At 68.4% G+C, this 25,230-nt stretch carries 26 protein-coding genes and 1 tRNA gene; 11 read left to right on the top strand and 16 right to left on the bottom strand.

Features of this window, described 5'->3' with window-relative positions:
* Position 1: 1 nt before the first annotated feature.
* Together ACIPV5_RS16265 and ACIPV5_RS16260 are read right to left on the bottom strand one after the other, a co-directional pair.
* A complete protein-coding gene (locus ACIPV5_RS16265; RefSeq protein ID WP_053097287.1) occupies positions 2-262 on the bottom strand; it encodes a hypothetical protein in 261 nt (86 codons plus the stop codon).
* Positions 263-271: 9 nt separating this feature from the next.
* Complete coding sequence (locus ACIPV5_RS16260; RefSeq protein ID WP_400341901.1) at positions 272-700, bottom strand: hypothetical protein; 429 nt, start codon at positions 698-700, stop codon at positions 272-274.
* Positions 701-867: 167 nt separating this feature from the next.
* On the opposite strand from ACIPV5_RS16260, the gene ACIPV5_RS16255 reads away from it, so the two are divergent.
* Positions 868-1,974 (top strand): tyrosine-type recombinase/integrase, encoded by a 1,107-nt coding sequence (locus tag ACIPV5_RS16255; protein ID WP_400341899.1) that lies wholly within the window; start codon positions 868-870, stop codon positions 1,972-1,974.
* 72 nt (positions 1,975-2,046) lie between these two features.
* Here the strand turns inward: ACIPV5_RS16255 and ACIPV5_RS16250 are convergent.
* Together ACIPV5_RS16250 and ACIPV5_RS16245 are read right to left on the bottom strand one after the other, a co-directional pair.
* Positions 2,047-2,119, bottom strand: a tRNA-Thr gene (locus ACIPV5_RS16250).
* A 42-nt stretch (positions 2,120-2,161) separates the two neighbouring features.
* The gene (locus ACIPV5_RS16245; RefSeq protein ID WP_400341897.1) at positions 2,162-3,130 is read right to left on the bottom strand and encodes a DsbA family protein; all 969 of its coding nucleotides are present in this window, start codon (positions 3,128-3,130) and stop codon (positions 2,162-2,164) included.
* Between the two features lie 229 nt (positions 3,131-3,359).
* Here ACIPV5_RS16245 and ACIPV5_RS16240 point away from each other — a divergent pair, with 229 nt between their 5' ends.
* A complete protein-coding gene (locus tag ACIPV5_RS16240; protein WP_053097292.1) occupies positions 3,360-4,463 on the top strand; it encodes an ABC transporter ATP-binding protein in 1,104 nt (367 codons plus the stop codon).
* A gap of 81 nt (positions 4,464-4,544) precedes the next feature.
* Positions 4,545-5,849, top strand: a complete 1,305-nt coding sequence (locus ACIPV5_RS16235) for a DUF4032 domain-containing protein (RefSeq protein ID WP_053097294.1) — start codon at positions 4,545-4,547, stop codon at positions 5,847-5,849.
* Positions 5,850-5,851: 2 nt separating this feature from the next.
* On the opposite strand, the gene ACIPV5_RS16230 is transcribed toward ACIPV5_RS16235, so the two are convergent.
* The 6 genes from ACIPV5_RS16230 to ACIPV5_RS16205 form a co-directional block, all read right to left on the bottom strand.
* Positions 5,852-6,493: an NAD(P)-dependent oxidoreductase gene (locus ACIPV5_RS16230; protein ID WP_400341895.1), complete on the bottom strand. Its 642-nt coding sequence runs from the start codon at positions 6,491-6,493 to the stop codon at positions 5,852-5,854.
* Positions 6,494-6,504: 11 nt separating this feature from the next.
* A complete protein-coding gene (rlmB, locus tag ACIPV5_RS16225) occupies positions 6,505-7,512 on the bottom strand; it encodes a 23S rRNA (guanosine(2251)-2'-O)-methyltransferase RlmB (protein WP_053097298.1) in 1,008 nt (335 codons plus the stop codon).
* Positions 7,505-8,908 carry a cysteine--tRNA ligase gene (gene cysS, locus ACIPV5_RS16220; RefSeq protein ID WP_400341893.1) on the bottom strand — a complete coding sequence of 468 codons (1,404 nt, stop codon included), beginning with the start codon at positions 8,906-8,908 and terminating at the stop codon, positions 7,505-7,507. The genes rlmB and cysS overlap by 8 nt, the downstream gene beginning before the upstream one ends.
* Positions 8,909-8,969: 61 nt before the next feature.
* Positions 8,970-9,560: a short chain dehydrogenase gene (locus ACIPV5_RS16215; protein WP_400341891.1), complete on the bottom strand. Its 591-nt coding sequence runs from the start codon at positions 9,558-9,560 to the stop codon at positions 8,970-8,972.
* 91 nt (positions 9,561-9,651) lie between these two features.
* Positions 9,652-10,857 carry a 2-C-methyl-D-erythritol 4-phosphate cytidylyltransferase gene (gene ispD, locus ACIPV5_RS16210; RefSeq protein WP_400341889.1) on the bottom strand — a complete coding sequence of 402 codons (1,206 nt, stop codon included), beginning with the start codon at positions 10,855-10,857 and terminating at the stop codon, positions 9,652-9,654.
* 67 nt (positions 10,858-10,924) lie between these two features.
* Positions 10,925-11,407 carry a CarD family transcriptional regulator gene (locus ACIPV5_RS16205; RefSeq protein WP_053097304.1) on the bottom strand — a complete coding sequence of 161 codons (483 nt, stop codon included), beginning with the start codon at positions 11,405-11,407 and terminating at the stop codon, positions 10,925-10,927.
* A 136-nt stretch (positions 11,408-11,543) separates the two neighbouring features.
* Between ACIPV5_RS16205 and ACIPV5_RS16200 the strand changes: the two genes are divergently transcribed.
* A complete protein-coding gene (locus ACIPV5_RS16200) occupies positions 11,544-12,080 on the top strand; it encodes a hypothetical protein (protein ID WP_053097306.1) in 537 nt (178 codons plus the stop codon).
* Between the two features lie 91 nt (positions 12,081-12,171).
* On the opposite strand, the gene ACIPV5_RS16195 is transcribed toward ACIPV5_RS16200, so the two are convergent.
* Together ACIPV5_RS16195 and ACIPV5_RS16190 are read right to left on the bottom strand one after the other, a co-directional pair.
* The gene (locus ACIPV5_RS16195) at positions 12,172-12,855 is read right to left on the bottom strand and encodes a response regulator transcription factor (protein WP_053097307.1); all 684 of its coding nucleotides are present in this window, start codon (positions 12,853-12,855) and stop codon (positions 12,172-12,174) included.
* The gene (locus ACIPV5_RS16190) at positions 12,852-14,069 is read right to left on the bottom strand and encodes a cell wall metabolism sensor histidine kinase WalK (RefSeq protein WP_072591611.1); all 1,218 of its coding nucleotides are present in this window, start codon (positions 14,067-14,069) and stop codon (positions 12,852-12,854) included. Before ACIPV5_RS16190 ends, ACIPV5_RS16195 begins: the two co-directional genes overlap by 4 nt.
* Before the next feature lie 221 nt (positions 14,070-14,290).
* On the opposite strand from ACIPV5_RS16190, the gene phoU reads away from it, so the two are divergent.
* Complete coding sequence (phoU, locus tag ACIPV5_RS16185) at positions 14,291-14,989, top strand: phosphate signaling complex protein PhoU (RefSeq protein ID WP_053097311.1); 699 nt, start codon at positions 14,291-14,293, stop codon at positions 14,987-14,989.
* 61 nt (positions 14,990-15,050) lie between these two features.
* On the opposite strand, the gene ACIPV5_RS16180 is transcribed toward phoU, so the two are convergent.
* Positions 15,051-15,800 (bottom strand): phosphoglyceromutase, encoded by a 750-nt coding sequence (locus ACIPV5_RS16180; RefSeq protein ID WP_187250566.1) that lies wholly within the window; start codon positions 15,798-15,800, stop codon positions 15,051-15,053.
* A 60-nt stretch (positions 15,801-15,860) separates the two neighbouring features.
* Here ACIPV5_RS16180 and ACIPV5_RS16175 point away from each other — a divergent pair, with 60 nt between their 5' ends.
* A complete protein-coding gene (locus tag ACIPV5_RS16175) occupies positions 15,861-16,685 on the top strand; it encodes a class I SAM-dependent methyltransferase (protein ID WP_053097315.1) in 825 nt (274 codons plus the stop codon).
* A gap of 22 nt (positions 16,686-16,707) precedes the next feature.
* Here ACIPV5_RS16175 and ACIPV5_RS16170 read toward each other — a convergent pair whose 3' ends face one another.
* From ACIPV5_RS16170 to ACIPV5_RS16160, 3 genes are all read right to left on the bottom strand, one after another.
* Positions 16,708-17,829, bottom strand: a complete 1,122-nt coding sequence (locus tag ACIPV5_RS16170; protein WP_400341885.1) for a YgfZ/GcvT domain-containing protein — start codon at positions 17,827-17,829, stop codon at positions 16,708-16,710.
* 1 nt (position 17,830) lies between these two features.
* A complete protein-coding gene (locus ACIPV5_RS16165; RefSeq protein ID WP_053097319.1) occupies positions 17,831-18,433 on the bottom strand; it encodes an FABP family protein in 603 nt (200 codons plus the stop codon).
* A 164-nt stretch (positions 18,434-18,597) separates the two neighbouring features.
* Positions 18,598-18,885: a hypothetical protein gene (locus tag ACIPV5_RS16160; protein WP_053099202.1), complete on the bottom strand. Its 288-nt coding sequence runs from the start codon at positions 18,883-18,885 to the stop codon at positions 18,598-18,600.
* 72 nt (positions 18,886-18,957) lie between these two features.
* Here ACIPV5_RS16160 and ACIPV5_RS16155 point away from each other — a divergent pair, with 72 nt between their 5' ends.
* The 5 genes from ACIPV5_RS16155 (at position 18,958) to pstC (ending at position 25,229) form a co-directional block, all read left to right on the top strand.
* Complete coding sequence (locus tag ACIPV5_RS16155; protein ID WP_053097321.1) at positions 18,958-19,641, top strand: response regulator transcription factor; 684 nt, start codon at positions 18,958-18,960, stop codon at positions 19,639-19,641.
* A gap of 54 nt (positions 19,642-19,695) precedes the next feature.
* Positions 19,696-21,861 (top strand): RNA degradosome polyphosphate kinase, encoded by a 2,166-nt coding sequence (locus ACIPV5_RS16150; protein ID WP_053097323.1) that lies wholly within the window; start codon positions 19,696-19,698, stop codon positions 21,859-21,861.
* Positions 21,858-22,835, top strand: coding sequence for an NUDIX domain-containing protein (locus ACIPV5_RS16145; RefSeq protein ID WP_400341883.1), 978 nt, complete (start codon positions 21,858-21,860; stop codon positions 22,833-22,835). The genes ACIPV5_RS16150 and ACIPV5_RS16145 overlap by 4 nt, the downstream gene beginning before the upstream one ends.
* A gap of 192 nt (positions 22,836-23,027) precedes the next feature.
* On the top strand, positions 23,028-24,131 hold the full coding sequence (gene pstS, locus ACIPV5_RS16140; RefSeq protein ID WP_053097327.1) for a phosphate ABC transporter substrate-binding protein PstS: 1,104 nt from the start codon (positions 23,028-23,030) through the stop codon (positions 24,129-24,131).
* Positions 24,132-24,260: 129 nt separating this feature from the next.
* Positions 24,261-25,229, top strand: a complete 969-nt coding sequence (gene pstC / locus ACIPV5_RS16135) for a phosphate ABC transporter permease subunit PstC (RefSeq protein WP_053097329.1) — start codon at positions 24,261-24,263, stop codon at positions 25,227-25,229.
* The last annotated feature ends 1 nt before the right edge of the window (position 25,230 follow it).

The following is a 25,230-nucleotide window of genomic DNA, read 5'->3' as shown; positions in this document are numbered from 1 at the left end:
CTCAGCGAAGATCGCGGCGCAGAAGCGCGCGCGGAGTCGGCACGTTCGGCACGGTCACCGCGAGGCCGAACAGGCTCGACAGGTAGAGGTAGCCGGCGGTGATCGGGGTCGTGATCTCGGTGATGTCGAACGCGGCCGTCGCGCCGTCGACGACAACTGCCGTGCCGAGGATGATGCCAGCGGCGCCGAGGACGATGCCAGCGGCCTTGCGGACGGTGGGGTTCTGGACGACGACGTTCGGCGTCTGTGTGGGCGTGCTCATGGTGACCTCCTAGGTCTTGGGGTTGAGGGGTTGAGTGGGCCAGTCGTCGCCGACCATGTGGCCGAGGCCGAGGCGTCGAAGGATGGGCTCGGGGAGCATGGGAAGGTCGCCGGGGCGGCCGCGGTGATTCCAGAGCCAGAGCTGTGTCTCGCGGGCTCGGACAGCGTCATGCATCTCGTGCGACTCGGCGCCGACGGTCTTGAGCTTCTCCCGCATCTCCTCAAGCTGCGTAACCAGCTGAGCGGTGCGCTCGTCGACGCGCTCGTCGATGTACCGCATGAGCGCGTCGGCGTCCTTGAATCGGCCGGAGATCGTGCCTTCCTCGACCTGCTGAGCGTCGGCGCGGTCCTTGCGTCGAAACCGCCAGAACGCGATCAGCGCGAGTAGCACCCCCGACAGCAGCGCGATGACGGAGACGATGATGCCGGTATCAGTCACGCGCGACCTCCAACGGCTTCCGCCTCTCCGCCGCCCGTCGGTCGGCCCACTCGGTCGCGAGCAGGTCCAGACGGAAGAGAGGCAGCGGCAGCGGCAGGAGCAGGATCACCGACACGAACCACGACGGCGCTTCCTGCTGCGCGATTTGCTCCGGCGACGGGGAAACGATGATCGCGATCGCCTACTACCGGGACTCCGATGGCGTCACCCGTCTGATGCAGCGACAGGGGCGCACCGCCCCGGAGGCAGAGCGCATGCTGATCAAGGCGCTGAAGAAGCGTCTCGCGCCGGCGAGCGAGATGCTCACGTCAGCCTCGACCGTGAGCGACCTCGCGACGATGTGGCTCGACTCGAAGGCGCGGCTCGCCGAGGGATCGATTCGGATCTACAAGAACGCGATCGAGAAGCACATCTCCCCCGGCCTCGGCGCGGTGCGGCTCAGTGAGATCAGCGTGCCGCGGCTCGACCGATTCATCACCGCGCTCACGAAGTCCTCGGGCCCCGGCACCGCGACTACGACGCACGTCGTGCTGCGCGGTATGTTCACGCTCGCTGCGCGCCACGGCGCCGTGCGCCCGAACCCGATGACCGACGTTCCAGCACCGGAGAAGCGGAAGCGCACGACCAGGCGCGCCGCCCCAAACCTCGAGGTCGTGCGGGCGATGCGTGCCCGCTTCGAGGAGTGGGACGCCGGAACCGAGCCGAGGCCCGCCGACGACCGGCGACGCCGGCGGCCGCGCGCGAGTGAGCTGCTCGACACGACGGTCATGATCATCGGCACCGGAGTCCGTACCGGCGAGCTGCTCGCGCTGCAGTGGGATCAGCTCGACCTCGACGCGAAGCTCGCCACGATCCGGCGCACGATCGCGCAGGACCGTGACGGGAAGTTCTTCGTCCAGGAGTTCACGAAGACGGACGCCGGATACCGCGAGCTCGAGCTGCCCGATCATCTCGTCGACATGCTGATGCGTCGGCGCGTGGCGTCCTATTCGGCGTTCGTCTTCGCGTCCAGCGTGGGGACGTTCCGTCACCCGAACAACTATCGGACCTCCTGGCGCGACGCGCTGCGCGACACGGACTGGAAGGGCACGACGCCGAAGAGCTTCCGCAAGACCGTCGCGACCGTGCTGCGCGACGAGCTCGGCGTCGAAGCGGCGAAGGATCAGCTCGGCCACGAGTCGGAGCGCACGACGCTGAAGCACTACGCCGACGAGGTGCACCGCGGCCCGGCTGCCGGACTTGTTCTGTCGAAGTTGTTCGTCCGAAAACCATGAGTAAACAACGAACCGCCCCGATTCCGAAACGGAACCGGGGCGGTTTTCTTCGCTATGAACTGGGATTTCTTGTGCCGACTACAGGACTCGAACCTGCAACCCCCGTATTACAAGTACGGTGCGCTACCAATTGCGCCAAGTCGGCGGACACCACCCAGCTTAGCGATGGGCGGCGGGCACCGACGAACTACGGCGCCGGGGTCTCCGCAGGTGCAGGCTCCGTGGTCTCGGTCGGCGCGGGAGTCGGAGTCTCGGTGGCGTAGTAAGCGTCGCTCGCGACCGTGAGCACGAACTGCGAGAACTCGCTCGGGTCGTCGAGGGCGCCGACGTAGGCCTCGCCGTTCACGACGATCATGGGCGCGGCAGTGAGCACGAGGTCGTCCGAACCGACGAGCGGGCCCTCCAGAGCACGGGACGTGGCTTCCTTCGCCCAGGTGACGTAGTCCTGATCCTCGATGCACGATCGGACGCTCTTGACGTTGTCCGAGCCGACCGCGCCGGCGATGTCGGCCAGCTGAGAATCGGAGAAGCCGTCGGTGTTCACCTCGGGCTGGTCATCGAGCAGATCGTGGTTGAACGCGTAGAACTGTGCCGGCGAGTGCGTCGCGACACAGGCCGCGGCCGCCGCCGAACGCAGGGAGTACTTGGTGCCGTTCGAGCTCGCGGTGAGCAGCGCGACCGGGTGGTAGGTGACCGTCGCCGCACCCTCCGAGATCCAGTTGACGAGCTGGCGCGCGTTGGCGCGCTCGAATTCACCGGCATCCGGCGACAGGTAGTCGACGTAGATGTGGATGTCGACCGTGCTCGACGTGGTGGGCTCCGGGGTCGGCGTCGTCTCGCCACCCGCCTCGGTCTCCTCCGGGCTCGGAGGCGCGACCGTCTCGTCGGACATCGCGGACGCGCTGATGTCGGAGACGAGGATGCCGTCGTCGTTCATCCCGCCCGGGGTGAGCTGCGGCTTCGAGACCTGTGCAGAGACGGCGAGCGTGATCGCGGTGCCGATGGCGCCGACGGCGACGACGGCGATCGCGCCGAGGATGATTCGTCGCATCACGCGCGCCCTCGACTGCTGGGCATGCACCTTCTGTGCCTTCTCCCGCACGACCTCACGCGAATTGCGAGGGCTGGGGACGTTCGGCGTCTCGTCGCTCGACATCGTTCCTCTAGACAGTCTCAGGGGGGCAGGGTGGCCCCGGACGCCACTCGGGCGGCGAACGCCGCGTTAAGCGGCCGAGATCGATGTTAACCAGCCAGGCTGAGAAATACCCAGATGCACGGGCATCTGCCATACTGATCCCGACCCGATGAGGGGTCACGGCGGATCGCTCCGCCGCTCTATCACTACGGATCGTCCGGCACGTACCTGCCGGTGAAGGAGAAACACAATGGCATCTGTGACTTTCGACGAGGCCACCCGCCTCTACCCCGGCGGAACCCGCCCGGCTGTCGACAAGCTCAACCTCGAGGTCGCTGACGGCGAGTTCCTCGTTCTCGTCGGCCCGTCCGGCTGCGGAAAGTCCACCTCGCTGCGTATGCTCGCCGGCCTCGAAGAGGTCAACGCCGGCCGCATCCTCATCGGTGACCGCGACGTCACCGACGTGCCGCCGAAGGACCGCGACATCGCGATGGTGTTCCAGAACTACGCGCTGTACCCGCACATGACGGTCGCCGAGAACATGGGCTTCGCGCTCAAGATCGCCGGCGTCGGCAAGGAAGAGCGCGCCAGCCGCGTGCTCGAGGCCGCGAAGCTGCTCGACCTCGAGGAGTACCTGACCCGCAAGCCGAAGGCCCTCTCGGGTGGTCAGCGTCAGCGTGTCGCGATGGGTCGCGCGATCGTCCGTCAGCCCCAGGTCTTCCTCATGGACGAGCCGCTGTCGAACCTCGACGCCAAGCTCCGCGTCCAGACGCGCACGCAGATCGCGTCGCTGCAGCGCCGCCTCGGCGTCACCACGGTCTACGTCACGCACGACCAGACCGAGGCTCTGACCATGGGCGACCGCATCGCCGTGCTGAAGGACGGACTCCTCCAGCAGGTCGGTTCGCCGCGTGACCTGTACGAGAAGCCCGAGAACGTCTTCGTCGCCGGCTTCATCGGCTCGCCCGCGATGAACCTGTTCAGCGCAGACCTGGCAGACGGCGGCGTGCGCTTCGGCACCGAGGTCGTCCCGCTCGACCGCGACACCGTGGGCCGCGCCAACGGCTCGCAGGTCACCGTCGGCGTCCGCCCCGAGGACATCACCGTCGGCCCCGCCGACGGCAAGGGCCTCTCGGTCGTCGTCGACCTCGTCGAGGAGCTCGGCGCTGACGGCTACCTCTACGGTCACACCGAGATCAACGGCAAGCGCGCCGACCTCGTCGCACGTGTCGACGGTCGCAGCCACCCCAACGCCGGTGAGACCGTCACCCTCGCGGCGAACGCGGGCCACGTGCACGCGTTCGACATCGAGTCGGGCGTTCGTCTGAACGACAAGCCGATCGTCTCCGCCTGATCGGACCCACTGACGCGGCGCGGGCTGACTTCGGTCGCCCGCGCCGCTTCTTTCTTTTCCGCCCCGACCCACTGGAGAGACATGCAGGATGCGCTGCGGATCACGGCGAGCTCGATCGACCCGGCCCTGCTCGCCCTCCCCTGGTCGACCCCCCTCGGCAAGTGGCCGTCCGAGCAGATCGTGTCGCTCCCCAAGGGGCTGTCACGGCATCTGGTGCGCTTCGCCGACCTCTCGGGCAAGGTCGTCGCGGTCAAAGAGACGACCGATGAGATGGCGAGGCGCGAGTACGAGATGCTCGGCAACCTGGCCAGGCTCGATGTGCCCTGCGTCGACCGCGTCGCCGTGATCGCGGGGCGATCGGATGCCGCCGGCGAGCCGCTCCCCGCCGCGCTCGTCACCTCGCACCTGCGCTTCTCCATGCCGTATCGCGCCCTCTTCACCCGGGTGCTGCGCCCCGACACGGCGAATCGCCTGGTCGACGCCCTCGCGGTGCTCCTGGTGCGCTTGCACAACGTCGGCTTCTACTGGGGCGACGTCTCGCTCTCGAACACGCTCTTCCGCCGGGACGCCGGCGCTTTCGCGGCCTACCTCGTCGACGCCGAGACCGGTGAACTGCACGAGGAGGGACTCACCGACGGGCAGCGCCTCTACGACCTCGACCTCGCCCGCACCAACATCGCCGGGGAGATCATGGACCTCGCGGCCGGCGGACGGCTCGAGCACGGCGTCGACGCGGTCGCGATCGCCGACGGCATCGTCTCGTCGTACCACTCGCTGTGGGCGGAGCTGACGGTGCAGGAGTCCTTCGCCGCGGCGGAGACCTGGCGCATCACGGAGCGCGTCGAACGCCTCAACGCCCTCGGATTCGACATCGACGAGATGTCGATGTCGACGACCTCCGACGGCACGGTCGTCGAGATCCAGCCGAAGGTGGTGGATGCCGGACACCACCAGCGCCGCCTGATCCGCCTCACGGGCCTGGACGTCGAGGAGAACCAGGCCCGCCGCCTGCTCAACGATCTCGACGAGTTCCGTGCCCGTTCGACCAAGCAGTGGGTCGACGAGGAGATGTACGCGCACGAATGGCTGACCCGCGTGTTCGAGCCCGTGGTGCGTGCGATCCCCTGGGAGCTGCGCGCCAAGCTCGAACCCGCAGAGGTGTTCCACCAGGTGCTCGAGCACCGGTGGTATCTCTCTCAGGCGCAGGGACGCTCAGTCCCGCTCGCCGAGGTCCTCACGAGCTACATCAACGAGGTGCTGCGCCACCGCCGCGACGAGGCGACCATCATGGGCCCGCCCACCGAGACGATGAGCCTGCCCGTCATCACAGGCACGCACTCCGTCGCCGATGACGACGACGAGGTCGACTGGCGCGACCTCGTCTGAGGTCAATACCCGACCGTGAAGCGTCCGCGACGGTGCACCGGGCGCTCGATCTCGTCGACCACCGCGACCGCGAAGTCCGCCCCCGAGATGAAGGACTTGCCCTCGGCGTCACGCACGAGCATATCTCCACCATCGCGATAGTGACCGGTGCGCTCACCCTCGGCCCAGGGTCCGAAGACCTCGGCCGGGTGGATGAAGAACCAGTCCAGCGACCGGTCCGTGCTCTGGAGCAGTGCGAGCGAGTCGATGCCGACCTGTGCCTCGTGCTTGTACTCCTCAGGGAAGTCGAGGTCGAAGAGGCGCGGGCCATCCGGGGCGACCAGGCTTCCACCGGCGCCGCCGACCACGCCGAGACGGGTGCTCGTATCGGCGAGCTCCGCGATGACGTTCGTCAGCGCCTCGAGCACGCGGTCCGCCATGTCGCCACGCGGCGAGAGGGCCGAGACGACGGCATCCGCTCCGTCGAAGGCGTTCGCGAGCGACGAGGCGTCCAGCGCCGAGCCCTGCACGTACGAGGCGCCGTCGACAGCATCGGTCGGCGTGCTGCGTGAGATCGCGATCACGTCATGGCCGCGGCTCACCGCCTCGGACACGATGTGGCGTCCGGCGTAGCCGGTTCCTCCGAGCACGACGATCCGAGCCATGACCTTCTCCCCTACTTCTTCGCGTTGCGGATGGACGACACCTGGTAGAGCGCGACCGAGGTCGCGATGCCGGCGTTGAGCGATTCGGTCACGGCCGAGATCGGGATCGACACGATCTGATCGCAGGTCTCGGCGACCAGACGCGAGAGGCCCTTGCCCTCTGAACCGGTCACGATCACGACGGGGCGGTCGGCCAGCTGCAGCTCGGGCAGCAGGACGTCGCCGTCGCCGTCGAGGCCGAGCACGAACACGCCCTGCTTCTTGAACTCCTTGAGCTGCGTGGTGAGGTTGGTCGCCAGTGCGACCGGCACGCGTGCCGCAGCACCGGCACTCGTCTTCCAGGCTGCCGAGTTCACACCGGCCGAACGACGCTGCGGCAGGATGATGCCGTGTCCGCCGAACGCACCGGTCGAGCGGATGATCGCGCCGAGGTTGCGGGGGTCGGTGATGCCGTCGAGGGCGACGAACAGCGGGACCTCGCCCTTGTCGATGACGGCCTCGAGGAGGTCCTGCGGGTGCGCGTACTCGTACGGCGGCACCTTGACGGCGACGCCCTGGTGGACTCCGTCGAAGCCGGCCATGCGGTCGAGCTCCTGACGCGTGACCTCGAGCACCGGGATTCCGCGGTGGGTGGCGATCGACAGCATCTCCTTGACGCGGTCGTCCATCTCGACGCGCTGCGCGATGTAGAACGCCGACGCGGGGATCTTCGCCCGGAGAGCCTCGAGCACCGAGTTGCGGCCGGTGACGACCTCGACCTCAGTGGTGTTGTCCTTCGCGCGGGCCGAGCGGTTCGGGTTTCCGCCGGACGTCTGACGCTGCCCCGGCTTGCCCTTTCCACCCGATGCCGCATAGCGCTCGGCCGCGGCCTTGCGCTTGCCCGCCGGGTGCCAGGCGCGGTCCTCCGCCTTCGGGGTCGGTCCGCGGCCCTCGAGGGACTTGCGTCCGAGTCCGCCGGTGCCCTTGGTGGGGCCCTTCTTCTTGCCGTTGCTTGCGCCGGGGCGCTGTGGCTTAGCCATCGATACTCCAATGAGTTCCGGCCGGAGAGTCCTCCAGCGTGATTCCTGCCGCGGCGATCGCATCACGGATGCGATCGGCCGCCGCCCAGTCCTTGTCAGCGCGCGCCTGCGCGCGCTGGGTGATCATCGTCTGCACGAGCGCGTCGAGAGCAGAGGCCTGCGCATCGCCTGTCGACGCGACACCCACGCGCTCGAATCCGAGGACGTCGAGCATCGCGAGCACCTCGCTCCTCGCCGTCCCGGCGCCGTCGGCATCACCGGCGTCGAGCGCCGCATTGCCCGCGCGCACGGTGTCGTGCAGGACTCCGAGCGCCTGCGGGATGCCGAGGTCGTCATCCATCGCGGTGGCGAAGGCCTTGGGCAGCGGCGTGCGCTCCCCCCAGCCGAAGGTCTTCGGAAGCATGCGCTCTGCGCGCTCGACGAACGTGCGGACGCGGCCGAGTGCCGCCTCTGCCTCGGTCCACGACGACTCCGAGAGGTCGAGGCTCGAGCGATAGTGCGCGGCGGCGAGTGCGTAGCGCACCACCTGCGGATCCCGCTCCGAGAGCACGTCGCTCGCCAGGGTGAAGTTGCCCAGAGACTTCGACATCTTCTGTCCGCCGACCGTCACGAGGCCGTTGTGCACCCAGTAGCGTGCGAAGCCGTCTCCGGCCGCGGTCGACTGGGCGAGCTCGTTCTCATGATGGGGAAAGCGCAGGTCGAGGCCTCCGCCGTGGATGTCGAACTCGGATCCGAGGTAGCGCTTGGACATCGCCGAGCATTCGATGTGCCAGCCGGGGCGACCTGCGCCCCAGGGCGACTGCCACACGGCATCCGCCTGCTCGTCGGGCTTGGCACCCTTCCACAGCGCGAAGTCCTGCGGGTTGCGCTTGCCGCGAGGGTCGGCATCCTCCGCCGCCTCCATCGCGTCGACGGACTGGTTCGTCAGCGACCCGTACTCCGTCCACGAACGGACGTCGAAGTAGACGTCGCCGGAACCGTCCGGTGCAGGGTACGCGTGGCCGCGCTCGATGAGGATCGCGATCAGCTCCTGCATCTGCGGGACGGACGCCGTCGCGCGCGGCTCATAAGTCGGGGACAGGATGCCGATGCCGGCATACGCTGCGGTGAACTCCTGCTCCATGCGGTATGCGAGCGCCCACCACGGCTCGACGTCTGTCGCGTTGACGAGCACCTTGTCGTCGATGTCGGTGACGTTGCGCACGAACGTGACGCGGCCGTAGCGGTGAGTCAGCCAGCGCCGCAGGAGGTCGAAGCTCAGCGCCGCTCGGACGTGACCGATGTGAGGGCCGGACTGCACGGTGGCTCCACAGACGTACATCGTGATGTTCTCGGGATCGAGAGGCACGAAGTCGCGCAGCTGCTGTGCGCGGGTGTCGTAGAGGCGGAGAGTCACCGCACAAGCTTACCGGGCGGCGCAATCCGAAGACTGGGTGTGACCCCGGCCCTGCCGCCGCTCAGTCGACCGGGTAGACCTGCCCGGTCTGCACGCCGAGCACGCTCTTCGCGAAGGCCTGCCCCACGCGGTGCGACGACACGGGCACGAAGCCGGGGAACGACGAGTGATACGACGGCGCATCCGCGAGCACCGACGGGCTCACGGCGTTGATGCGGATGCCGCGGGGCAGCCCGGTCGCCGCGGCGACGACGAAGGACTCGATGGCTCCGTTCGCGAGCGACGCCGCGGCGCCGGTGGCGATCGGCTCGCGCGAGAGGATGCCGGAGGTCAGCGTGATCGAGCCGCCGTCGCGCACATACGACGTGCCGATGCGCACGACGTCGAGCTGCGACAGCACCTTGCCGCGGAAAGCCGCTTCGTAGTCGCTCCGGCTCAGCTCGTCGAGCGAGCGGAAGGGCACCTCTCCCACGGCGACGATCACGGCGTCGATCTGTCCGACCGAGGCGAAGAGGTGCTCCACCGACGCCGAGTCGGTGACATCGACGGACGGCTCGCTGCTGCGCGACGCCGAGATGACCTCGTGTCCGGCCAACGCGTCGACGGCCGTGCGGCCGACCTGTCCACTGGCTCCGATGACCAGGATCCTCATGATGCCTCCTCGGGATCGTGCGACGGTCGCACGACGTTCTCCGACAACGAGCGCGGATGCTGAGACATTCCCGCGCGCTCCGTGACGCCTGTCAGACCGCGTGCACCATCGCGACTGCCGTCACCGCGATCCCCTCGCCTCGCCCGGGAAACCCGAGTCCGTCGGTCGTGGTCGCCGTGACGGAGACCGGCGCGCCGCCGAGCGCGGTCGACAGGACCTGCTCCGCCTCCGCGCGTCGCGTGCTGAAGCGCGGTCGATTGCCCTGGAACTGCGCCGAGACGTTGCCGATCGCGAAACCGGCCTCGGTGAGGATCTCCCGGGTGCGGGCGAGGAAGACGTCCGCGTGTGCTCCGGCGTACTCGGGGTGTGCGGTGCCGAAGTGCTCGCCGATGTCTCCGAGCCCTGCAGCGCCGAGCAGCGCGTCCACGATCGCGTGAGCGACGGCATCGCCGTCGGAGTGCCCGGAGAGCGCCGGCTCCCCCGGCCACTGCAGGCCGGCGAGCCACAGGTTCCCATCTCCACCGAATGCATGCACGTCGGTGCCGAGGCCGACCCGGGGTCCCGTCCACGTCGGGGCGAGATCGGGTGCCGGAATGGCGACAGCCGCCAGCAGCTGGCGGGCGCGCTCGAGGTCGGCGGGCGTGGTGATCTTGAATCCGCTGGGCGAACCCGGGATCTGACGCACGAGATGTCCGGCAGCGGCGAACAGCGCCGCATCATCGGTGTACTCGACGTCCGAGCCGCTCGCAGCATCGTAGGCGGCCTCGAGAAGGGCGCGCGGAAACCCCTGCGGCGTCTGCGCTGCCGCGAGCTCGGAGCGATCCACCGGCGCGATGACAGCGTCTCCCTCGACCCGCTTGAGCGTGTCGACCACGGGGAGCGTCGGGATGACCCCTGTCTCGCCGTCGATCGCCCGGGCCACGGCGTCGATCACTTCCGGCGGGGTCAGCGCGCGCGCCGCGTCATGCACGAGAACTCGCGTGATGTCTCCCCACAGGGCCTTCAGACCGGCGGCGACCGACTGCTGCCTGGTCTCTCCGCCCGTCACGACCCTGCCGAGGTCGACGCGATCGCCGGCCGCAGCACGCACTTCGGTCTCCGCGTCGCCCTCGAACCCTGCGGGGGCGACCACGATGACCTGGGCGGGCCCCGCCGCGAAGACGCCGTCGAGCGCGTGGCGGAGGATCGAATGGCTGTCGATGCCGACGAACGCCTTGGGCGCTCCGGCATCCAGTCGCGTGCCGGAGCCGGCGGCGACGACGATGATCGCGGTGTCAGGGACGGGAAGCATGCTCACCAGGTTCACGTTACCGGCGCGCACGAAAAAAGGCGGATGCCGAAGCACCCGCCTTGTCTCGATCCGCTCAGGAAGCGAGGACCTCGTCGAGCAGCGCGCTCGCCTTGTCCTCGTCGGTCTTCTCCGCCAGAGCCAGCTCCGAGATGAGGATCTGACGAGCCTTCGCCAGCATCCGCTTCTCACCGGCCGACAGACCGCGGTCCTGATCCCGACGCCACAGGTCGCGGACGACCTCGCTCACCTTGATCACGTCGCCGGAGGCGAGCTTCTCGAGGTTCGCCTTGTAACGACGAGACCAGTTCGTGGGCTCTTCGGTGAACGGAGCGCGGAGCACCTCGAACACGTTGTCGAGCCCCTCCCGGCCGATGACATCGCGGACCCCGACCAGATCGACGTTCTCCGCAGGCACCTCGATGATGAGGTCCCCCTGGGTCACGTTGAGCTTCAGGTATTTCTTCGCCTCACCCTTGATGATGCGCTCCTTGACCTCGATGATGGTCGCAGCGCCATGGTGCGGATAGACGACAGTTTCGCCAACCTCAAAAAGCATAAAAACTTGTCCTTTCGGCAACCTCAAGGATACCACAGGGGACATGCGCTAAGGTTCGCGCCGCCGCGTCCTCGGGCGGTGCCCCGCATGCGCATAGAATGGGACGCGGATATCCCGTCGTACCTCAGGAGGACCCGTGAAATCGCGCCTTGTTGCGTCTGCCGCCATCAGCGCCCTCGTTCTTCTGGGCGCGACGGGCTGCACGTTCATCTCGCCGCAGGCGACGACGATCGAATACTCCGCCTCCGACGGCGTCAACGTCTCGGACTCCGACGGTCCCATCGACGTGCGCAATGCCTTCATCGTCGCGAACGAAGACGGATCGGTCGGCAACTTCATCGGCGCCGTGGTCAACCCGACCGCCGACAAGGCGACGCTCACGATGACCGTGTCGGGCTCCGATGAGCCGTTCACCGTCTCCGTGCCCGCGGGCAAGACCGTCAGCTTCGGTGCCGACGAGGAACCGCTGCGCATCGACGGACTCGACACCATGCCCGGCGCGACCATCGAGATCCACTTCCAGTCGGGCGACGGCGCCGGCACGAAGACTCAGGTTCCCGTTCTCGACGGCACTCTGCCGTACTACGCCGACCTCGTGCCCACGGAGCAGAAGTCGACACCGACGCCCGAGCCGGCCCCCACGGACACGGCTGCCCCCGCTCCGGCGGAGTGAGCCGGCGCATACGCTGACGAAGAGGCCGACACCCTGCGGGGTGCCGGCCTCTTCTCCGTCATGGGGGCGGGCGTGCCGTCCGACGACTGCGTCAGCCCTCGAAGCGGTACCCGAGACCGCGAACCGTGACGAGCATGACGGGCTCCCCCGGGTTCTCTTCGATGCGGGAGCGGATCCGCTTGATGTGCACGTCGAGCGTCTTCGTGTCTCCGAAGTAGTCGCTCCCCCACACGCGGTCGATCAGCTGACCGCGCGTGAGCACTCGACCTGAATTGCGCATCAGCACCTCGAGGAGCTCGAATTCCTTCAGAGGCATGTTGATCTGCTGTCCGGCGACCGAGACGGTGTGGCGATCGATGTCGAGCGAGACGCGTCCCCCGTCGAGCACGCGCTCGTCGAGCTCGCTGTCGGCCTGCACCACGCGACGAAGGACCGCGCGCATCCGGGCGAGCAGCTCGCGGGACGAGTACGGCTTCGTGACGTAGTCGTCGGCGCCGAGCTCGAGTCCGACGACGATGTCCACCTCCGAGTCCTTGGCCGTGACCATGATGATCGGCACCGCCGAGGTCGAGCGGATCTGCCGGCACACCTCGGTGCCCGGCATGCCGGGCAGCATCAGGTCGAGGAGCACGACGTCGGCGCCACGCTCGCGGAAGGCGGCCAGCGCCCCTGGACCGTCCTCGGCGATCTCGACCTCGTACCCCTCTCGGCGCAGGAGGTAGGCGAGCGGGTCGGCGAGGTCGGGCTCGTCTTCGACGAGAAGGATGCGGGTCATGCGTTCTCTCCGTTTCGGACGCGAGCAGCGGCCTTGGCCGCTTTGCGCTCGCGCTTCTTCTTGTTCTTCTGGTCCTTGTCGATGCTCGGGGGAGCGTCGATCCTCGGAAGCCTGATGGTGAAGGTCGAGCCTCGTCCGGGGCGCGACCAGAGGCGTACTTCGCCGCCGTGGCGCTGTGTCGCATGCTTGACGATCGAGAGTCCGAGCCCCGTTCCGCCGGTGCGGCGGGACCGCGCCTCGTCCGCCCGGTAGAAGCGCTCGAAGATCCGCTCCCGATCCGCCTCCGCGATCCCGATGCCCTGGTCCGAGACCGCCACTTCGACCACCCCTTCATCGGCCTTCACACCGATGCCGACGCGCGACCCCTTCGGGGAGTAGACGATCGCGTTCGCGATGAGGTTGCCGAAGGCCTCGATGAGGATCTGCGAGTCGCCGCGCACCCAGACTCCGCGATCGCCGCCGCGGGCGAGTTCGACCCCGGCGGAGTCGGCCTGCACGACATGCGCCTCGAGCGCGGTGGCGAGAACCTCGTCGATCGAGACGGGCCGCACATCGGACAGCGCATCGTCGGTCTGCAGTCTCGAGAGACTCATGATCCGACCGGTCAGCTGACCGAGACGTGCGGCTTCGGCCGAGATCCGGGTCGCGAAGTGACGCACCTGAGCAGGGTCGTCGGCCGCCGATTCGATGGCCTCGGCGAGCAGAGTGACGGCTCCCACAGGGGTCTTGAGCTCGTGACTGGTGTTCGCCACGAAGTCTCGGCGCATCTGATCGAGGCGCTCCTGCTCCGTGACGTCGCGGATGATCAGCAGCGTCATGCGCGGACTGATGGCGCTCGCCCGAGCCGACACGAGCCGTGGATCGAGGCTGAGCCCGCCGCGCGTGATGCGCAGCGACTCGGTCGCCGAACTGCCCTCGATGCGTCCGCCACGCACGAGCTGACGCAGCTCGGGGTTCTCCAGGGGTGCGCCCACCTCGATGCCGAACCTGGTCGCCGCCTTCGAGACGGCGAGCACGAGTCCGGAGGAGTCGACCACGCATGCCGCATCGTCCATGCTGCCGAGCACGGCGGTCACACCCTCCGGGACCACGAGCGAGGTCTCATCGGCCACGCGCGCCCGCGCACGATATGCCCAGGCCACGAGAAGGGAGAGGCCGACGCCGATCACGAGGCCGACGGCCAACGCGAGCAGCGCGATCTGCGGCAAGGTCATAACCCCAGCGTAGAGTGCGTTCACCCGCGGATCGGCGGGTTCGCCCGCCCCTGAGCCACGGCGAGAAGTACTATTCACGTGCTGGGCACCGTTCGTTAACCTTCGGAGCAGACAATCGCTTTCGGGCCTGTGCGGGAGCGCTGTGCTCTCCTCTCGTGCGAGCGGCCCGGCCGTCTCGCGTTGACACCACAGCCGAGACCCGAACGAAAGGTTGCGCCGACATGCGCGAAGTCTTCCATCAGTCCCTCGAGGACCTGCAGTCCCAGCTCGTGGAGATCGCCGACCTCGTCACGGTCTCCATCGACAAGGCCACCCGCTCCTTCGCCACGAGCGATGTCGAGCTGGCCGAAGAGGTCATCGCCGATGACGCCAAGATCGATGCGCTGGCCGTGGCGCTCGACGAGCAGGCCATCGAGATCCTCGCCCGCCAGCAGCCCGTCGCGCGAGACCTGCGCGTCGTCGTCACCGCGCTGCGCGTGAGCGCCTCGCTCGAGCGCATGGGCGACATGTCCGAGCACATCGCCCAGCTCGCGCGCCTGCGTTTCCCCGAGCGCGCGATCCCGAAGGGCCTCAAGGGCACCTTCACGAAGATGGGCGAGCTGGACGTCGAGATCTCGCGCACGCTCTCCGAGCTGCTGCGAACCCAGGACCTGAAGCTCGCCGACACCATCCGCAACACCGACGACGACATCGACGAGCTGCACGCCAGCGTCTTCGAGAAGGTGCTCAGCGACAACTGGAAGGGCGAGGCCACGGCGACGGTCGACGCGACGCTCGCCAGCCGCTACCACGAGCGCTTCGCAGACCACGCGGTCGCGGTCGCCAAGAAGGTCATCTACCTGGCGACCGGCGACTGGCGCATCGAGGAGGAGGACATCGCCCTCGCGGTCGAGCAGCAGCAGGAGCTCGGCCACGCCTGAGCGCCGATGACACGACGAAGGGGGCGGATGCTGTCAGCATCCGCCCCCTTCGTCTGCGGTGTTACTTCTTGCCCTGCGCTGCCACGGCGGCAGCACCGGCGGCGGCAGCCTCGGGGTCGAGGTAGCGGCCGGGACCGGTGGGGACGTTGTTCTCGTCGAGCTCGTACACGAGCGGGATGCCGGTGGGGATGTTCAGCTCGGCGATGTCATCGTCGCTGATGCCCTCGAGGTGCTTCACGAGGCCGCGCAGCGAGTTGCCGTGCGCGGTGACGAGGACCGTCTTGCCTGCTTCGAGGTCGGGGACGATCGCGTCGTCCCAGTACGGCAGCAGGCGATCGATAACGAGCTTCAGCGACTCCGTCCGCGGCACCTCGCCGTCGATGTCGGCGTAGCGCACGTCATTGACCTGGCTGAACTCGCTGTCGTCGTCGAGCACGGGCGGCGGCACGTCGAACGAACGGCGCCACAGCTGGAACTGCTCCGGACCGAACTCCTCGAGCGTCTGCGCCTTGTCCTTGCCCTGCAGAGCGCCGTAGTGACGCTCGTTGAGGCGCCACGAGCGCGTGACCGGGATCCACAGACGGTCGGCCGCGTCGAGCGCGATGTTCGCGGTCTGGATCGCACGGCTGAGCAGCGAGGTGTGCAGCACGTCGGGCAGGATGCCCGCCTCGGCCAGGAGCTCGCCGCCTCGGCGGGCCTCGTTCCGGCCCTGCTCGTTCAGGCGGACGTCCACCCATCCGGTGAAGAGGTTCAGTTCGTTCCACTCGCTCCGGCCGTGACGGAGCAGGATCAGGGTGCGCTTCGAAGTCATGGCCCCAGTTTATCGGCGCAGCCGGACGCGTCCACGCCCATGCCCTGCGAGGATTGACGCATGGCGTCATCTCCCCTCGGTCGGCCGACCCGCGGCACCACCGGGACGAACAGGCTGCGCCGCAACGATCGCTGGATCGCGGTGAGCCCCGCGTTCCGCCGCGCCGCGGATCCGCTCGTCATCGACCTCGGCTACGGCGCCAGCGGGGTGACCGCCTTCGAGCTCGCCACCCGACTGCAGCGCGTGCGAGCGGATGCCGAGGTGCGCGGCCTCGAGATCGATCCGGTCAGAGTCGCGACCGCGACTCAGCAGCTGGTCGAGGTGCAGGCAGGGAACACCGCCTTCTCGCCCGATCTGCGCGTCTCCTTCGCTCGCGGTGGATTCGAGGTGCCTCTGCCTGCCGGGCGGCGCCCCGCGGTGATCCGCGCGATGAACGTGCTCCGCCAGTACGACGAGTCCGATGTCGCCGCGGCCTGGAGCACGATGGCCGGGCGCCTCGCTCCCGAGGGCCTGCTCGTCGAGGGCACCTGCGACGAGATCGGTCGGGTGTCGAGCTGGGTCGACGTGGACCCGACCGGATCGCCGCTCCGATTCACGATCTCCCTGCGTCTCGCGGATCTCGAGCGTCCGAGCATCGTTGCGGAGCGGCTGCCGAAAGCGCTGATCCACCGCAACGTGCCCGGCGAGCGCGTGCACGCCCTGCTCGTCGACCTCGATCGCGAGTGGAGCCGTGCGGCGCCGTTGTCGACCTTCGGAGCGACGCAGAGATTCCTGGGCGCGGTCGCCGCTCTGCGCGATCAGGGCTGGCCCGTGCTCGGCGTCAAGAGCCGGTGGCGACTCGGTGAGCTCACGCTCCCCTGGGATGCGGTCGCGCCGCTCCCCTGAAGGGCGCTTCTCGCCCCGCGAGTCAGCCCGCCTGGCGCGGATCCGGTGCGCTCGGGCGTCGGGACAGTCGGGTGATACGAGGGATCTCGGCCGTGGCACCGGCATCCGCCGGCACGATCACCTGCTGCGTCGCGGCGATGTCGGCCCCCTCGGCGCGGACGACGAGATCGCCGACCGGCGTGCGACGCGACAGGATCGCGAGCGCGATCGGTCCGTCTTCATGGTGCCGGGCGACCGACGTGATGTGACCGACCTCGTCGTCGCCCGCGAGCACCGCATCGCCGACCGCGGGCAGCACGGCCTCGCTGCCGTCGAGGTGCAGTGCCGCGAGCCTGCGCGGCGGGTGACCCAGGTTGTGGACCTTCGCGACGGTCTCCTGTCCGCGGTAGCAGCCCTTGTTGAGGTGCACGGCGGTGCGGATCCAGTCGGACTCGTGCGGCAGCGAGCGCTCGTCGACCTCGGCCGACCACCGCGGTCGCCAGGCGGCGATGCGCAGCGCCTCGGCGGCGAGGAGTCCGGCGACCTCTTCCGGTGAGAGCGTCGCTGCCAGCGCATCTGCTGCCTCGGCGGTCGCGATGGCCACTTTCCAGGCGAGGTCTGCACCCGGGTGATCGAGGACCTCGGCGTACTGGTGACCGCCCGCGCTCACGCGCTGCCACGGATCGGTCCAGATCAGCGGTGCGCCTGCAGGAGCGGATGCCGCAGCAGTCCCACGCTCAGCCGCCGCGCCTCCGTCGACGAAGCCGAGCAGCGCGAGATCGGGACGCACGGCGACGGTGGCCTGTGTGCGGAACTTCATCCGCGTCAGCCAGGTCGCCAACGCCTCGGCGTCGCCGGCATCCGCGATGAGCCAGGTCGATGCCCCGTCGTCGAGGACGCCGGCGGCGTGCTCGACGCGCCCCTGGGGATCGAGCACGAGCATCTCGGTGCTCTCGCCGGGCGCGAGCCGACCGACGGACTGCGAGGTGATGGAATCCAACCATCCGAGTCGTTCCGGTCCCGCGACCTCGATGACCGTCCGGTCGTCGAGCGGCACGATCGCCCCGCCTGAGGCGAGGCGACGCTGCTCACGGAACGCGTCGCCGAAGTGGGCGATCCCGCCGTCGCCGGTCACAGCGCCGGTGATGCCGGAGAAACCGGTCATGTCAGACCTTGGCCAATCGTGCCGACGCGTGCGCCCGCATAGGAGTGCCGAGAGCCGCGATGTCCCAGGCCCAGAGCAGGTGGTTGTCGACGAGTCCGTACATGCGCGTCGCGGCGCCGTACTCCTTGGCACCCGCACCGCGGACGATCGCGTCGGAGGCGATGTCGATGCGCGGACCGTTGATCTCGCCGAGGTAGAGCTCGAGCGTCCCGTCGGCGTGTGCGAGAGAGACCTCGATCGGGAATCCACCCGATGCCGCGCGCAGTTGCTCGACGTCGTCGACGCCGCGCGTGACCGGCTCGGTCAGCGGCGGCAGCAGCCCGGGGCCGGGATCGGCGGCGGTGGCCGGACGGCTGAGTCTCCAGAAACCGGTCTCGGCGACGAGCGGGAGGGAGACCGCCTGGTCGTCGCCGGTGAACGTCGCGGTGGCCGAGTAGTTCAGGAAAGGACCGCCGTCGTGGCTGAAGCTCACGCGATGCGTGAACTCACCCTGTAGACGCTCGTCGCCGACCGGATAGTCGATGACGCCGGTTCCCTCCCAGACGCCGATGAGCCACGAGAGCGGCGCGAGGTCGGCGGGGAGATCGGTGGGGAGCTCGAGCACGATGCTCAGCGCTGGCCGCGGAAGAGGTTTCTCAGCACGACGACCGAGACGAAGGCGATCGCGAGGCTCGCCAGGCCCAAGAGGCCGATGAAGAAGAGTTCGAGCGCCATGAGATCCATGGCCACCACTTTACCCTGCGGTAGACCCGGTGTCTCGTCTGCGGATCAGGTGAGGAGTGCGGCCAGGCCGAAGCCGACGGAGATCACGCCCATCAGCAGCAGCGCGCCGATCGTGCTGGCGCCCACACGGAAGATGAAGCCCTGTGTGCGCCCGTACTGCAGCTGCACGGCGAAGGAGAGGAGCACGATCGCGCCGAACGCGACGAGCAGCCACGGCACCCGCCACTCCTCGGCGACGAAGATGCCCACGCCGACAGCGGCCACCAAGGCGACGGCCCAGACGATGAGCACGCCGACGAAAGCATTACGCGGTGCGAGCGCTGGATCCGTCATGACTCCATTGTCACCCATCAGCGCCCGGTATCATTGCGGCACGGCGTACCCCGCCGTCCGGAAGGAGTGCGTGTGGCCCAGGTCCTGGTGTTGACCAATGCTCCGGTCTCGGAGCAGGTCCTGCCCGCACTCGAGCTCCTCAGCCATCGAGTGCGTCAGATCCCGGCCGAGCCCGCCCAACTCGTGAGCGCCCCCGAGTACGACATCGTGATCGTCGACGGTCGTCTCGATCTCGTCGGGGCGAAGTCACTCTGCCGCCTGCTGCGGGCCACAGGGCAGGACGCCCCGCTGCTGCTCGTCGTCACCGAGGGCGGCATGAGCGCCCTCTCGGGCGAGTGGGGCATCGACGACGTGCTGCTGTCGACTGCGGGGCCGGCCGAGACCGACGCGCGGGTCAGGCTCGCACTCGCACGCCGTGACGAGGTCGCCGAACCGACCCGCGTACAGGCGTCTGGCGTCACGATCGACGAGCAGTCCTATTCGGCGAAGCTCCGCGGACGCCCGTTGGACCTCACCTACAAGGAGTTCCAGCTGCTGCACTTCCTCGCCACGCACCCCTCTCGCGTGTTCACCCGCGAGCAGCTGCTCAGCGAGGTGTGGGGATACGACTACTTCGGCGGCACCAGAACGGTCGACGTGCACGTCCGTCGACTGCGGGCGAAGCTGGGCGACCAGGAGCAGATCATCGGCACGGTGCGTAACGTCGGCTACCGATTCAACGTCTACGACGAGGAGCCGGTCGCCGCTGCGCGCTGACGCACGAGAGGTCAGTTCACGCGCGCGACACCTCACGGTGCTTAGATGTACCCCATGATCGATCCCGCACTCGCCGACGCAGGTCTCGGTGACGCTGAAGATGACGACTTCGATGCCATCGAGTCCCCGGACGCGCTCCTCCCCGACCACCGCTACCTCGATCGTGAGCTGAGCTGGCTCGCGTTCAACCAGCGCGTGCTCGAGCTGGCGGAGGATCCCTCGCTCCCCGAACTCGAGCGCGCGAACTTCCTCGCCATCTTCGCGAGCAACCTCGATGAGTTCTTCATGGTCCGCGTCGCCGGGCTCAAGCGTCGCATCGTGACCGGCCTGGCCGTGCCCACCAACATCGGCCGCTCCCCCGCCGACGCCCTCGCCGACATCGCTCGCGAGGCGCACGCGCTGCAGCTGCGCCACGCCGACGCGTGGAAGTCGCTGGTGCGACCGGCTCTCGCCGAATCCGGCATCGAGATCACCGAATGGTCCGAGCTCAGCGACGACGAGCGGTCCAAGCTCTCCGAGTACTTCGGCGCGCAGGTCTTCCCCGTCCTCATGCCGCTCGCGGTCGACCCCGCGCACCCCTTCCCGTACATCTCGGGACTGTCGCTCAACCTCGCCATCCGCATCCGCAACGCCCGCACCGGCCGCCAGGAGTTTGCCCGTCTCAAGGTGCCGCCCATGCTTCCCCGCTTCGTCGAGGTGCCCGGAACCGGCGAGATCAAGCGCTTCCTGACGCTCGAGGAACTGATCGCCAACCACCTCGGCGACCTCTTCCCCGGTATGGAGGTCCTCGATCACCACGCCTTCCGCCTGACCCGCAACGAGGACGTGGAGATCGAGGAGGACGAGAGCGAGAACCTCATCCAGGCGCTCGAGGCCGAGCTGCTGCGGCGCCGCTTCGGCCCGCCCATCCGCCTCGAGATCACGGACGACATGGACGAGGTCACGATGGACCTCCTCGTGCGCGAGCTCGAGATCACCGACCAGGAGATCTACCGCCTGCCCGGGCCGCTCGATCTGCGCGGCCTTTTCGACCTGTCGCGCATCGACCGACCCGATCTCCGCTACCCGCCGCATCTGCCCACCACCGCTGTCGCCTTCCAGCCCACCGGGAGCAACACACGGGCCGACATCTTCAAGGCGATCCGCAAGTCGGACGTGCTCGTGCACCACCCGTACGAGTCGTTCACCACCAGCGTCGTGGCGTTCCTCGAGCAGGCGGCGCGCGACCCGCACGTGCTGGCCATCAAGCAGACGCTCTATCGCACCTCGGGTGACAGCCCGATCGTCGAGGCGCTGATCAACGCCGCCGAGTCCGGCAAGCAGGTGCTGGCGCTGGTCGAGGTCAAGGCCCGCTTCGACGAGGCCAACAACATCGTCTGGGCGCGCAAGCTCGAGAAGGCGGGAGTCCACGTCGTCTACGGCCTCGTCGGACTCAAGACCCACTGCAAGCTCGCCCTCGTCATCCGCGAGGAGGACGGCGTGCTGCGCCACTACTCGCACATCGGCACGGGCAACTACAACCCGAAGACCAGCCGCATCTACGAGGACTTCGGGCTGTTCACCACCGACGCCCAGGTGGGCAAGGACCTCACGCGTCTGTTCAACGAGCTCAGCGGCTACGCGATCGAGAAGAAGTTCAAGCGTCTGCTCGTGGCGCCGCTTCACCTGCGCAAGGGACTGGTGCGCCAGATCGACCACGAGCGCCGCAATGCCGAGGACGGCAAGCCCGCCGGCATCCGCATCAAGGTGAACTCGATGGTCGACGAAGAGGTCATCGACGCGCTGTACCGCGCCAGCGCCGCCGGCGTGAAGGTCGACGTGTGGGTCCGCGGGATCTGCAGCCTGCGCACCGACCTCGAGGGCATCAGCGACAACATCACCGTCCGCAGCATCCTCGGCCGGTACCTCGAGCACTCGCGCATCTTCGCATTCCACAACGACGGCGATGCCCAGGTCTACATCGGCAGCGCCGACATGATGCATCGCAACCTCGACCGCCGCGTCGAGGCGCTGGTGCGCGTCACCGACCCGGTCCACATGAAGGATCTGCTCGATTTCTTCGATCTCGCCATGGACCCGGGAACCACGTCGTGGCACCTCGGAGCCGACGGCGTCTGGACCCGCCACGCCGAGGATGCCGCAGGCAAGCCCCTCGTCGACCTGCAGGACAAGACCATGGGGTTGATCCAGCGGCGTCGTCGAGCACGGGCGGTTCGATGAGCGCGCACACGAGCACCCAGACCGCACGGTCGAAATGGACGGACAAGGCCGTGTATGCGGCCGGCGCGGTCGTGTGGAGGCTCATCGACGGCAAGCTGCGCATCCTCCTGATCCATCGCACGAAGTACCGCGACGTCACGCTCCCCAAGGGCAAGGTGGATCCCGGCGAGATGCTCGCCGAGACCGCGGTGCGCGAGGTGCATGAGGAGACCGGCATCCGCGTCTCCCTCGGCGTGCCCGTCGGCGTCAGTCGGTACCACCTGCCGTCGAGCAAGCAGAAGGTCGTGCACTACTGGGCGGCCGAGGCGACGGCCGACGCGATCCGCGCCTCGACCTTCGTGCCGAACCGCGAGATCGCCGCCCTCGAATGGGTGAGCGTCAAGAAGGCCCGCGCCCGGCTGAGCTACCCCGTCGACATCGAGATCCTCGACTTCTTCACGCAGCTCGTCGACGACGGCGTGCTGCGCACCTTCCCGATCATCGCTCTGCGTCATGCGAAGGCGCTCTCGCGCTCGGACTGGGACGGGGCGGATGCCGCACGGCCTCTGACAGACCGCGGCGAGCAGCAGGCGAAGTCGATCGTCGGTCCGCTGCGGGCCTTCGGTGTGCGCAAGATCATCACGAGCGATGCCGTGCGCTGCATGCAGACCGTGACGCCCCTCGCGAAAGCCCTCGACCGTAAGACCGTCACCACCCCGAAGATCAGTCAGGATGCGTGGGAGGACGGCGACGACGATCTGCGTTCCGTGGTCGGCCGGCGCGTGCGCTCCGGCAAGCCCGCCGTGCTGTGCAGCCATGGCCCGGTCCTCCCCGGAATCCTGACGGAGATCGCGCTGGCGACCGGCACCGTCCGCGGCTCGTACGTGAGCAGCGCAGCCGATCTCGAACCGGCCGCCTTCTCGGTCGTCCACCTCTCGGCGTCGAATCCGGGGTCGGGGATCATCGCGATCGAGACGCACATCCCCAAGGCGTGACACCGTCCGTCTCGCGCCGCGAGCCGTGGGAAGGCCGCACCCGGTTCCGGGTGCGGCCTTTCGCATGCCCCAGAGAGACGCGTGCCGTTCACCTCCCGTTCACCTGCGCGGGAGAGTCTCGTTAACCGCCGCACATAGCGTCACTGTGTGCCCTGCACCGGGCCCCACCCATCAAAGATCGAAGGATCCACAGTGAAGATCTCCCGAATCGCACGTATCGGCGCCGTCGGCGCCGTTGCCGCTCTCGCACTCGCCGGCTGTGCCGCGAACGAAGGCGGAACCGGCGGCTCCACCGACGCCCCGAGCGAGTCCACGCTCTCCGGCACGATCGAGGCCACCGGCGCCTCCTCGCAGGAGGCCGCGCAGCAGTCCTGGGTCGCCGCATTCCAGACCGCCAACCCCGACACGACGGTGAACTACACCGCCACCGGTTCGGGCACCGGCCGCGAGAACTTCATCGCCGGCTCCTCGAACTTCATCGGCTCCGACCGTGCGTTCGACGCCGACGAGCTCGCCGCAGGCGGCTTCGGCTCCTGCACCTCCGACGACATCGTCGAGATCCCCGTCTACATCTCGCCCGTCGCCGTCGCGTTCAACCTCGAGGGAATCGACGAGCTGAACCTCGACGGCCAGACCATCGCGAAGATCTTCTCCGGCGCCATCACCAACTGGAACGACGCCGCCATCGCCTCGCAGAACGAGGGCGTGGAGCTTCCCGACCAGGCGATCGTCCCCGTGCACCGCGCAGACGCGTCGGGCACGCAGGAGACCTTCACCAAGTACCTCAGCGCCGTCGCCCCCGACGTGTGGACCTACGAGGCCAGCGACGAGTGGCCGCTGTCGACCGGTGAGGCCGGAGACGGCACCTCGGGCGTCGTCGACGCGATCACCAACGGTGTCGGCTACATCGGCTTCGCCGACGCATCGCGCACCGCTGACCTGGGCCAGGTCGCCGTCGAGGTCGAGGGCGAGTACGTCGCGTACTCCGCCGAGGCAGCCGCAGCGCTCGTCGAGGCATCCCCGCTCGAGGAGGGTCGCTCCGACCACGACCTCGCGTACGCCGTCGACCCGGCCGCAGCGCCCGCCGGCTCGTACCCGATCGCACTCGTCTCGTACCTCATCGGCTGCGTCGAGTACGACGACGCCGAGACCGCCGGTCTCGTGAAGGCGTACTTCCAGTACGTCGCGTCGGCCGAGGGCCAGGACGCTGCAGCAGAGGCCGCGGGCAGCGCCCCGATCTCGGACAGCCTGCGCGAGCAGATCAACACGGCGATCGACGCGATCGTCACGGAGTGATCGACGGCTCAGCACACCGCTGAGCCCCGGTCCCGACGCCCCCGTGGTGTCGGTCGTAGGACTCGACCGACACCGCGGGGGCACCCGCATGAAAACCCCGAACGTCCCTCAGAGCCTGGAGTCGCTCCGATGACCACAACCTCAACGGGTCCCGATACCACCCGTTCCACCGGGACGCGCACCGCTCCCCGCCGCCGCGGCGACCTCGTCTTCTCGGGCACCGCGCTGGCGGCGGGAATCATCATCCTCGTCACCCTCGCCGCGGTGGCCGTCTTCCTCATCGTGCAGGCGATCCCCGCACTGTCGTCCGACACCTCCAACAACCACATCCTCGAAGGGCAGTCGTTCCTGTCGTGGGTGTGGCCGTTCGTCTTCGGAACGCTGTGGTCGAGCTTCATCGCCCTCGTCATCGCCGCCCCGATCGCCATCGGCATCGCGCTCTTCATCTCGCACTACGCCCCTCGCCGCCTCGCCGGCGTCCTCGGCTACATCATCGACCTGCTGGCCGCCGTGCCCTCGGTCGTCTTCGGCCTCTGGGGAGCGCTCACCTTCGCGCCGATGCTCGTGCCCTTCTACAAGTGGCTGAACACGAACCTCGGCTTCATCCCGCTCTTCAGCGGAACGCCCTCCGGAACCGGCAAGACGATCCTCACCGCCTCCCTGGTGCTCGCGGTGATGATCCTGCCGATCATGACCGCGATCTGCCGCGAGGTCTTCCTGCAGACGCCGAAGCTTCACGAAGAGGCGGCCCTCGCGCTGGGAGCCACGCGCTGGGAGATGGTCCGGATGGCCGTGCTCCCCTTCGCACGCAGCGGAATGGTGTCGGGCGCGATGCTCGGTCTCGGTCGCGCACTCGGCGAGACGATGGCAGTGACCCTCGTGCTCTCGCCGCTCGGCATCGTCACCTTCAACCTGATCAACCCGGAGAACCCCACGACGATCCCTGCGATCATCGCGCTGCGGTTCCCCGAGGCCCACGACGAAGGCGTCAACACGCTGATCGCCGCGGGTCTGATCCTCTTCATCGTCACCTTCGCGGTCAACTTCGTGGCCCGCTGGATCGTCTCGCGCCGCGCCGAGTTCTCGGGAGCCAACTGAC

The sequence above is a fragment of the Microbacterium sp. NPDC090014 genome (assembly GCF_044748285.1).
Lineage (GTDB): Bacteria > Actinomycetota > Actinomycetes > Actinomycetales > Microbacteriaceae > Microbacterium.
This window is presented reverse-complemented; position numbering and strand designations above follow the sequence as displayed.